Here is a 7,968-nt window from a genome sequence, read left to right on the forward strand (position 1 = left end):
CTGCGCCGGCACGGGAATGTCGGCCACGATCTCGCCGCCGGGCGACAGCCGCAGCACGCGGCCGCCCTCGTACATGGCGCACCAGTAGTGGCCTTCGGCATCCACCGCCGCGCCGTCGGGCCGGCCGCCGTAGCCCGGCTGTCCGGGCTTCCAGCCATCGGGCTTGGGCGCGAAGGCATGCAGCACGCGCGGCGCGCCCACGGGCTCGCCCGAGGCATCGCACGCCCAGGCCCGGATGGTGTGCGAGGGGGTATCGACCCAGTACAGCGTGCCGCCATCGGGCGACCAGGCCAGGCCGTTGGCCGTGGCCACCCCGTCCAGCATCCGGCGCACAAGGGGAGCCCCGTCGCCGCGCCCATCCACGCAGTACAGCGCGGCGACCGGTTGGCGGGGGCCCGCGGCGGGCTCGTGCATCGTGCCCACCCAGAATCGGCCCAGCGCGTCGCACTTGCCATCGTTGGCCCGCTCCGTGGCCGGATCGATCGGCAGCCGGGCCACCGGCACCAGGGGGCCGCCCCAGTCCTTGGCGCGGTAGAGGGTGTCGCGCAGGGCGATCACCAGGCCGCTGGGCTGGCCCGCGGTGCGCGCGGGCGCGATGCAGCCGGGCTCGGACGGCATGGCCCAGCGCTCGGCCCGGCCCGAGGCCGGGTGCACCCGGCACAGCGCGCGGCCGGCGATGTCCACCCAGTACAGGCGCGATTCGACGGGGTGCCAGAAAGGCGATTCGCCCAACTGGTCGGGCTCGGAAGTGGCGGGACGCCAGTCCATGGACATGGGGGGCTCTCCTGGGAAGGCGGTGGAAGGGGCCGGGCACGCCACCGCTGGCGCGCCGGTCTGCTGCTTCCATTATTCGCGGCCGGTGGCCGCGGGCCAAAAAAAAAGGCCCACCTTGCGGCGGGCCCAATGTCCAGGAGGAATATCTCGCTTGTTGTCGCACCGCCGCGATGCCACCAGTCACCGCGGCAGGGATCTCAGCCGGTCAGCGGTTGTAGGCGGTCTCGCCGTGCGAAGTGATGTCCAGGCCTTCGCGCTCGGCTTCTTCCGGCACGCGCAGGCCCACCAGCAGGTCGGCGATCTTGTAGGCGATGAAGGCCACGACGCCGGACCACACGATGGTCACCAGCACGCTCTTGAGCTGGATCCAGACCTGTGCGCCCATGGCGAACGTGTCGGGGGTCAGGCCACCCGTGCCGCCCAGGCCTTGCGATGCGAACACGCCGGTCAGGATGGCACCGATGATGCCGCCCACGCCGTGCACGCCGAACACGTCGAACGCATCGTCGGCGCCCAGCATCTTCTTGAGGCCACCCACGCCCCAGAGGCAGACCACGCCGGCGATCAGGCCGAGCACGATGGAGCCCATGGGACCGACGAAACCGGCGGCCGGCGTGACGGCCACCAGGCCCGCCACGGCACCCGATGCGGCGCCCAGCATGGAGGCCTTGCCCTTGTGCAGCGACTCGCCGGCCAGCCAGCTCAGCGTGGCGGCGGCCGTGGCCAGGACGGTGTTGATGAAGGCCAGGCCCGCAGCGCCGTTGGCGGCACCGGCGGAGCCGGCGTTGAAGCCGAACCAGCCCACCCACAGCAGCGAGGCACCGACCATCGTCAGCGTCAGGCTGTGGGGCGTGAGCGCTTCCTTGCCGAAGCCGATGCGCTTGCCCACCATGTAGGCGCCCACCAGGCCGGCGATCCCGGCGTTGATGTGCACCACGGTGCCGCCGGCGAAGTCGAGCGCGCCGTCCTTGCCCAGCAGGCCGCCGCCCCACACCATGTGCGCCATGGGGATGTAGCTGAAGGTGAACCACAGCACGCTGAAGATCAGCACGGCGGAGAACTTGATGCGTTCGGCGAACGAGCCCACGATCAGCGCCACGGTGATGGCCGCGAAGGTGCCCTGGAAGGCCACGAACACATACTCGGGGATGGTTGGCAGCGCGCCCGAGAGCGTGTCCGGCGCGATGCCCTTGAGGAAGATCTTGTCGAAGCCGCCGAAGAACGTGCCTTCGCCGCCGAACGTGAGGGTGTAGCCGTACACGGCCCACAGCACGCTCATCAGCGAGAAGATCACGAACACCTGCACCAGCACCGACAGCATGTTCTTGGAGCGGGCCAGACCGCCGTAGAACAGGGCCAGGCCCGGGATGGTCATGAGGATCACGAGCAGCGTGGAGGTCAGCATCCAGGCCGTGTCGCCCGAATCAAGCTTGGGCGTGGGGGCGGCGGCAGGTGCTGCAGCCGCGGCGGCTTCCGCCGGTGCGGGTGCGGCCGCCACTGGCGCAGGGGCTGCGGCCGCAGGGGCGGCGGCGGGTGCCGTGGCCGATGCGGGTTCGGATGCCGCGGGCGTCTGGGCCAGCACGGCGGTGCCGGAGGCCATCAGGCTCAACCCCAGCAGGAAGGAAGCAAGCAGTTTTTTCATGGCAGTTTCTCTTGGGTGTCTGGTGACAGGCGCGGGGGGCCGGGCCTTACAGGGCTTCCTTGCCGGTCTCGCCGGTGCGGATGCGGACGACCTGCTCCAGGTGGCACACGAAGACTTTGCCGTCGCCGATCTTGCCGGTGCGCGCGGCCCCCTCGATGGCTTCGATGACGCGGTCCACCAGCTCGTCGGACACGGCCGCCTCGATCTTCACCTTGGGGAGGAAGTCCACCACGTATTCGGCGCCGCGGTACAGCTCCGTGTGGCCCTTCTGGCGGCCGAAGCCCTTGACCTCGGTCACCGTAATCCCTTGGACCCCGATGTCCGACAGGGCTTCGCGCACCTCGTCGAGCTTGAAGGGTTTGATGATGGCTGTCACCATTTTCATGTTGCTTTTCTCCATTGGAGGCACCCCTCGGCGCCCGTTGTCTTACAGGGTTTTCGTGAGCGCAACGATCAGGCGCGACTTGTTGACCGGGCCGAAGAAGGCCTTCTTGTTGGCGCCCACCACGGCGGCCGACAGGGACAGGCCCGAACCGAAGTCGTAGGCACCGCCCACGCTGTAGTCCATGTAGTTGGGCACGCCCAGGTCCTTGATGTCGCTGGCGAAGCGCGTGAAGCCGACCGATGCCTTCAGCGTCGTCTTGGGGGCCACTTCCTGCGCATACGCCAGGTTCAGGTAGCCGGTGTTGCGGCCCTTGTTGCTGGTCGTCTTGGCGGAGGCCCAGCCGAAGTAGTCCTTGGAGATGGTGTGCGAGTACTTCGCCGTCAGCGGGCCGTAGGTGGCCGCGCCGTAGAGTTCGGTGGTGTTGCCGACGGAATTGCCGGGGTACGCATAGGTCAGCGCGCCCAGGTCCAGGTCCACGTCGCCGGCCTTGAATTTGTAGCCGCCATAGAAATCCATCTCGATGGAATTGCCCGGCAGCCAGTCCACGCTGGAGTTCCAGTTGCCCAGATACCAGCCGCTGTCGCCGAAGCTGTAGTCGAAGCCGCCCTGGATGGCGGGCTTGACGGCCTTGACCCGGCTGGCGTCCTGGTCCTGGCCACGGAACTTGTAGTTGGTGGTCAGGCTGACGTTGCCCGTCAGTTGTGCGCTGGCCAGCAGAGGCAGGGCGGCAACGAGGGCGACGCTCAAGGACTTCATGGATACACGGGACATGGTTCCTCCGGGGGTGGCTGATTAGGGATGTCCACGCTCCAAGCATGGACCGTGCCATCTCCCTCGCACGGTGCCATCCGGGCCTGGGCGCCGGCCTGGCAGCTATGCCGAAAGTGGTTACATGCTATGCGCCCGCGTTACTTTTTGCACCATTGCAGTGCCACCAAGGCCATGATTCGCCGCGATCGTCCGTCCATGCACCGCCATGGGGACAGGGCGGCGGGACACACTGCGTTGGTGCATCCCGCCGCCCGGCCGGGCCGACCGCGCTGTTTTTTTGGGGGAAGCGCTCCCGCCGTCAGCGCGCCGAACGGGCCTTGAGCCACTGCGCCGGGGGCTCGTCCGAAGGGACGGGGGGGCCCGCCTGCGGCATGGATCGCAGTTCGACCTGAATGCCGCGCTCCTGCGCATGGGCCATGAAATCGTCCAGCGCCTCGCGGATGTCGCGGTCCATGAAGCCGCAGTTGCAGCCGTCGATGACCAGCGAATGCCCCGGCTCCACCCGGTTCAGGTGGTTGCGCAGCGTGGCCTTGCTGAAGAACGACACATCCTTGCTGAGCCGGATCAGGTGGACGTTGCCCTCGGAGATCATCGTCAGCGCGCCGCGCGTGTTCGCCTGGATCAGGAAGAGCATGCTGCAGGCCAGCCCGATGAGGATGCCGATGAGCAGGTCGGTCGCCAGGATCGCGCCCACCGTCACCGCGAACGGCACGAACGCCGACCAGCCTTCGCGCCAGACCGCCGCGATCATGGCCGGCTTGGCCAGCTTGAACCCGGTGTGCAGCAGCACGGCGGCCAGCGCGGCCAGCGGCACCCACTGCAGGAACTCCGACAGGAACAGCACGCTCGCCAGCAGCAGCACGCCATGGAACACCGCCGACAGCCGGGTGCGCGCACCGGACTGGATGTTGGCCGAGGTGCGCACGATCACCGCCGTGATCGGCAGCCCCCCCAGCAGGCCGGCCAGCAGGTTGCCCACCCCTTGCGCCTGCAGCTCCCGGTTGGGCGGCGCCACGCGCTTGAGCGGATCGAGCCGGTCGGCCGCCTCCAGGCTCAGCAGGGTTTCCAGGCTGGCCACGACGGCGAGGGTGAAGGCGATGGTGTAGACCTCCGGCCGCGCCAGCGCCGACCAGTCGGGCGAGGCGAGCTGAGACCACAGCGCGGCCAGGCCGTCGCCTTCGGGCAGGGCCACGCGCTGGTGGTCGGGCAGCGCCACGGACGGCTCGGTGGCCATGGCCACGGCCTGGTACCCGATGCCCCAGAGCACCGCCAGCAGCGGCCCGGGCAGCCGGCCGATCAGCGGCAGGCGCTTGGCCCAGGGGGAGTCCCAGGCGAACAGGATGGCCAGCGCACCGGCGGCGATGATCACCGCACTGCCGGTGACGGCGCCGACCAGCCGGCCCAGGTCATCGAAGCCGTCGATCGTGCGGGGCACCAGGCGCATGGCCTGCTCGCCCGACACGAAGCCAAACGCCACCGGAAGCTGCTTGAGGATGAGGATCAGCCCGATGGCGGCCAGCATGCCCTTGATGACCGGCGAGGGAAAGCAGGCGCCCAGGTCGCCGGCCTGCAGGCGGCCGAACAGCCACTGCAGCGCGCCCGCCACCATCACGGCGACGAGGAACGCCTCGAAGCTCCCCAGCTTGGCGATCGCATCGACGACGATCACGACCAGGCCGGCCGCCGGCCCGCTCACGCTGAGCTGGGAGCCCGACAGCCAGGCCACGACCAGCCCGCCCACGATGCCGGAGACAAGCCCCGCCATCAGCGGCACGCCGCTGGCCAATGCGATGCCCAGGCACAAGGGCAAGGCCACGAGGAAGACGACGACGCCCGCCGGCACGTCGCTGCGCCAGTGGGCCAGAAGACCGGCGGCCGACGCGCCGTCCGGGTTGCGAAGGGTGGTTTGCATGGTGCGCACTCCTTCGGGTCAGGCCGCCGCGGCCAGCTGGATGCTGCTGGCATCGAGGTCCAGCACCTGGCGCAGGCGCCCGTCCCGCAAGGCGTAGACCCAGCCCAGCAGCTGCAGGGACTGTCCCCGCTGCCAGGCGCGCTGCACCTGGGGCGTGGCCGCCAGCGTGTGCACCTGATCGGCCACGTTCAGCTCCACGAAGCGGCCCACCCGGGCGGCGACTTCATCGGCATCGTCCGGGTCGGGAACGGTCTGGCCGTCGATCTCGCCCGCACGGCGGCGGTACAGGGCCCGCAGCGGGCGAAGGTGCTCGGCCAGGTAGTCGCCGCGCGCCGGCACCGCGCTTTCGGCCGGCATCAGGGCGGCCCGGACGCCGCCGCACCCTTCATGGCCGCAGACGATCACGTACCGCACCTGGAGCACGTCGAGGGCGTATTGCAGCGCGCTCATGATGTTGGGATCGTCCGGACGGACCAGGTTCGCCACGCTGCGGTGCACAAACAACTCGCCCGGCAAGGCATTGGTGATGCTTTCGGCGGGCACGCGGCTGTCGGCGCACCCGATCCAGAAGACGCGCGGCTGCTGGCCGGCCACCAGGTTTTCGAAAAATGCCGGGTCGCGTGACGTCATTTCGTCAGCCCAGGCACGGTTTTGAAGCATGAGTCGCGTGGTCAGGTCCATGGAAACCTCCGTGTTGTTGATTCGATGTTGCAGTGCAGCACGGTATTAGGCTAGATCAAAAACCACTGCCATTTTTAATATGGGGTTTTTATGTTTCATTTGCTTGCGTGTGATTCGATCAATGGCCCCCACGCCACGCTGTTTTTCCACACAACATAAGGAAATTTTATTTAACGCATCGAGTGAAAATAATATTCGCAGCGAATAAAGTACGGAGTTGTACATTATTAAACCGCTGTTTATATTTTCGGGTCCGACCTTTTCATGTAATTAATCTCCGGCTTTGCCGGTCCTGATTAACCCCGGCAAACAAAGGCATTCAAAACAGGACCGCAACGGCGGCGCGCGGCGGCCGACCGATGGCGCGATCCCGCGCCCCGGCGCGGCCAGCCTGGGCGCCCTCTGCACTGGTTCTCAACCGCTGCCGTGCCGGGAGGGCCGCGATTGCCGATATCCTCGCCCTTCGAAATTCAGGCGCTGGCGAACAGCCGGCTTTCCAACGAGGGAGAAAATCAACCATGGGTCTTGCTTTGGTGCAGAGCCGGGCATTGCTGGGACTGCAGGCCCCGTGCGTGACGGTCGAAGTGCATCTGGCCAACGGATTGCCCAGCTTCACGCTGGTCGGTCTGGCGGATGTGGAAGTGAAGGAGGCGCGGGAACGCGTGCGCTCGGCACTGCAGAATGCCGGGCTGGAGTTTCCGCACAACCAGAAAATCACGGTCAATCTCGCGCCGGCCGATCTGCCCAAAGACTCCGGACGGTTCGATCTGCCGATTGCGCTTGGGATTCTGGCGGCCAGCGGGCAGATCGACAGCGCGCGCCTGGTGGGCCATGAATTCGCGGGAGAACTGTCGCTGTCCGGCGAGTTGCGCCCCGTGCGCGGCGCGCTCGCCACCAGCCTGGCCCTGCGCTCGGCCGGCGTGGCCGTGCGCATGGTGCTGCCGCCCGGCAGCGCGGAGGAAGCAGCCCTGGTGCCCGGCACCGAGGTGTACCGGGCGCGCCACCTGCTCGACGTGGTGCAGCACTTTCTGCCCGTCTCCGCCCATGCGCCCGCCGAGCCGGCCGGCGAGGGGTTCGTGCGGCTGCAGGCGTCACCGCTGCAATCGGCGGCGCCGCCGGCGGATCTGGCCGACGTGAAGGGCCAGGCCGCCGCCAAGCGGGCGCTGGAGATCGCCGCCGCGGGTGGCCACGGTCTGCTGCTGGTCGGCCCGCCAGGATCGGGCAAATCGATGCTGGCGCACCGCTTTGCCGGGCTGCTGCCGCCGATGACGGTGGACGAGGCGCTGGAGAGCGCGGCCATTGCGAGCCTGGCCGGCCGCTTCGGCCCGGAAAGATGGGGCAACAGAAATACGAGCGCCCCGCACCACACCTGCAGCGCGATTGCACTGGTCGGCGGCGGCTCACCCCCACGGCCCGGCGAGATCTCGCTCGCCCACCATGGCGTCCTTTTTCTCGATGAATTTCCGGAGTACGCCCGCAGTGCGCTGGAAGCCCTGCGCGAGCCGCTGGAGACCGGCCGCATCACCATCGCCCGTGCGGCACAGCGGGCCGAATACCCTGCCCGCTTCCAGCTGGTGGCCGCGATGAACCCCTGCCCTTGCGGCTTTCTCGGCTCCGGCCAGCGCACCTGCCGCTGCACACCCGACCAGGTGGCACGCTACCAGGGAAAGCTCAGCGGCCCGTTGCTGGACCGCATCGATCTGCATGTGGAAGTGCCCGCGCTGCCCCCGGGCGAGCTGCTGCAGGCGCCGCCCGGCGAGGCCACGGCGGCGGTGCGCGAGCGCGTGGTGCAGGCCCGGCAAC

Annotated in this window: 7 protein-coding genes; 1 reads left to right on the forward strand and 6 read right to left on the reverse strand. The window is 68.4% G+C overall.

The features are described from left to right. The 6 genes from AC27IO_RS17830 to AC27IO_RS17855 all read right to left on the reverse strand — a co-directional run. Window positions 1–774: SMP-30/gluconolactonase/LRE family protein (locus tag AC27IO_RS17830; protein WP_498739963.1), on the reverse strand; the 774-nt coding region annotated here is incomplete at its 3' end. A gap of 205 nt (window positions 775–979) precedes the next feature. Continuing rightward, window positions 980–2,416, reverse strand: a complete 1,437-nt coding sequence (gene amt, locus AC27IO_RS17835; protein ID WP_284430317.1) for an ammonium transporter — start codon at window positions 2,414–2,416, stop codon at window positions 980–982. Window positions 2,417–2,462: 46 nt separating this feature from the next. Then, a complete protein-coding gene (glnK, locus tag AC27IO_RS17840) occupies window positions 2,463–2,801 on the reverse strand; it encodes a P-II family nitrogen regulator (protein WP_092744562.1) in 339 nt (112 codons plus the stop codon). 42 nt (window positions 2,802–2,843) lie between these two features. Then, the gene (locus AC27IO_RS17845; protein ID WP_272565959.1) at window positions 2,844–3,572 is read right to left on the reverse strand and encodes a TorF family putative porin; all 729 of its coding nucleotides are present in this window, start codon (window positions 3,570–3,572) and stop codon (window positions 2,844–2,846) included. Window positions 3,573–3,870: 298 nt separating this feature from the next. Further along, the gene (locus tag AC27IO_RS17850) at window positions 3,871–5,484 is read right to left on the reverse strand and encodes a SulP family inorganic anion transporter (protein WP_317357317.1); all 1,614 of its coding nucleotides are present in this window, start codon (window positions 5,482–5,484) and stop codon (window positions 3,871–3,873) included. Between the two features lie 18 nt (window positions 5,485–5,502). After that, on the reverse strand, window positions 5,503–6,165 hold the full coding sequence (locus tag AC27IO_RS17855) for a carbonic anhydrase (RefSeq protein WP_284405745.1): 663 nt from the start codon (window positions 6,163–6,165) through the stop codon (window positions 5,503–5,505). Window positions 6,166–6,683: 518 nt separating this feature from the next. Here AC27IO_RS17855 and AC27IO_RS17860 point away from each other — a divergent pair. Then, window positions 6,684–7,968 (forward strand): YifB family Mg chelatase-like AAA ATPase (locus tag AC27IO_RS17860; protein WP_498739965.1); only part of this gene is annotated, 1,285 nt, incomplete at its 3' end.

This window comes from Acidovorax sp. KNOB132 (assembly GCF_057541515.1).

Bases quoted from the DNA above. Each gene is read 5' to 3' on its own strand.
- amt (WP_284430317.1), bottom strand. From the start codon at position 2,416: ATGAAAAAACTGCTTGCTTCCTTCCTGCTGGGGTTGAGCCTGATGGCC.
- glnK (WP_092744562.1), bottom strand. From the start codon at position 2,801: ATGAAAATGGTGACAGCCATCATCAAACCCTTCAAGCTCGACGAGGTG.
- AC27IO_RS17845 (WP_272565959.1), bottom strand. From the start codon at position 3,572: ATGTCCCGTGTATCCATGAAGTCCTTGAGCGTCGCCCTCGTTGCCGCC.
- AC27IO_RS17850 (WP_317357317.1), bottom strand. From the start codon at position 5,484: ATGCAAACCACCCTTCGCAACCCGGACGGCGCGTCGGCCGCCGGTCTT.
- AC27IO_RS17855 (WP_284405745.1), bottom strand. From the start codon at position 6,165: ATGGACCTGACCACGCGACTCATGCTTCAAAACCGTGCCTGGGCTGAC.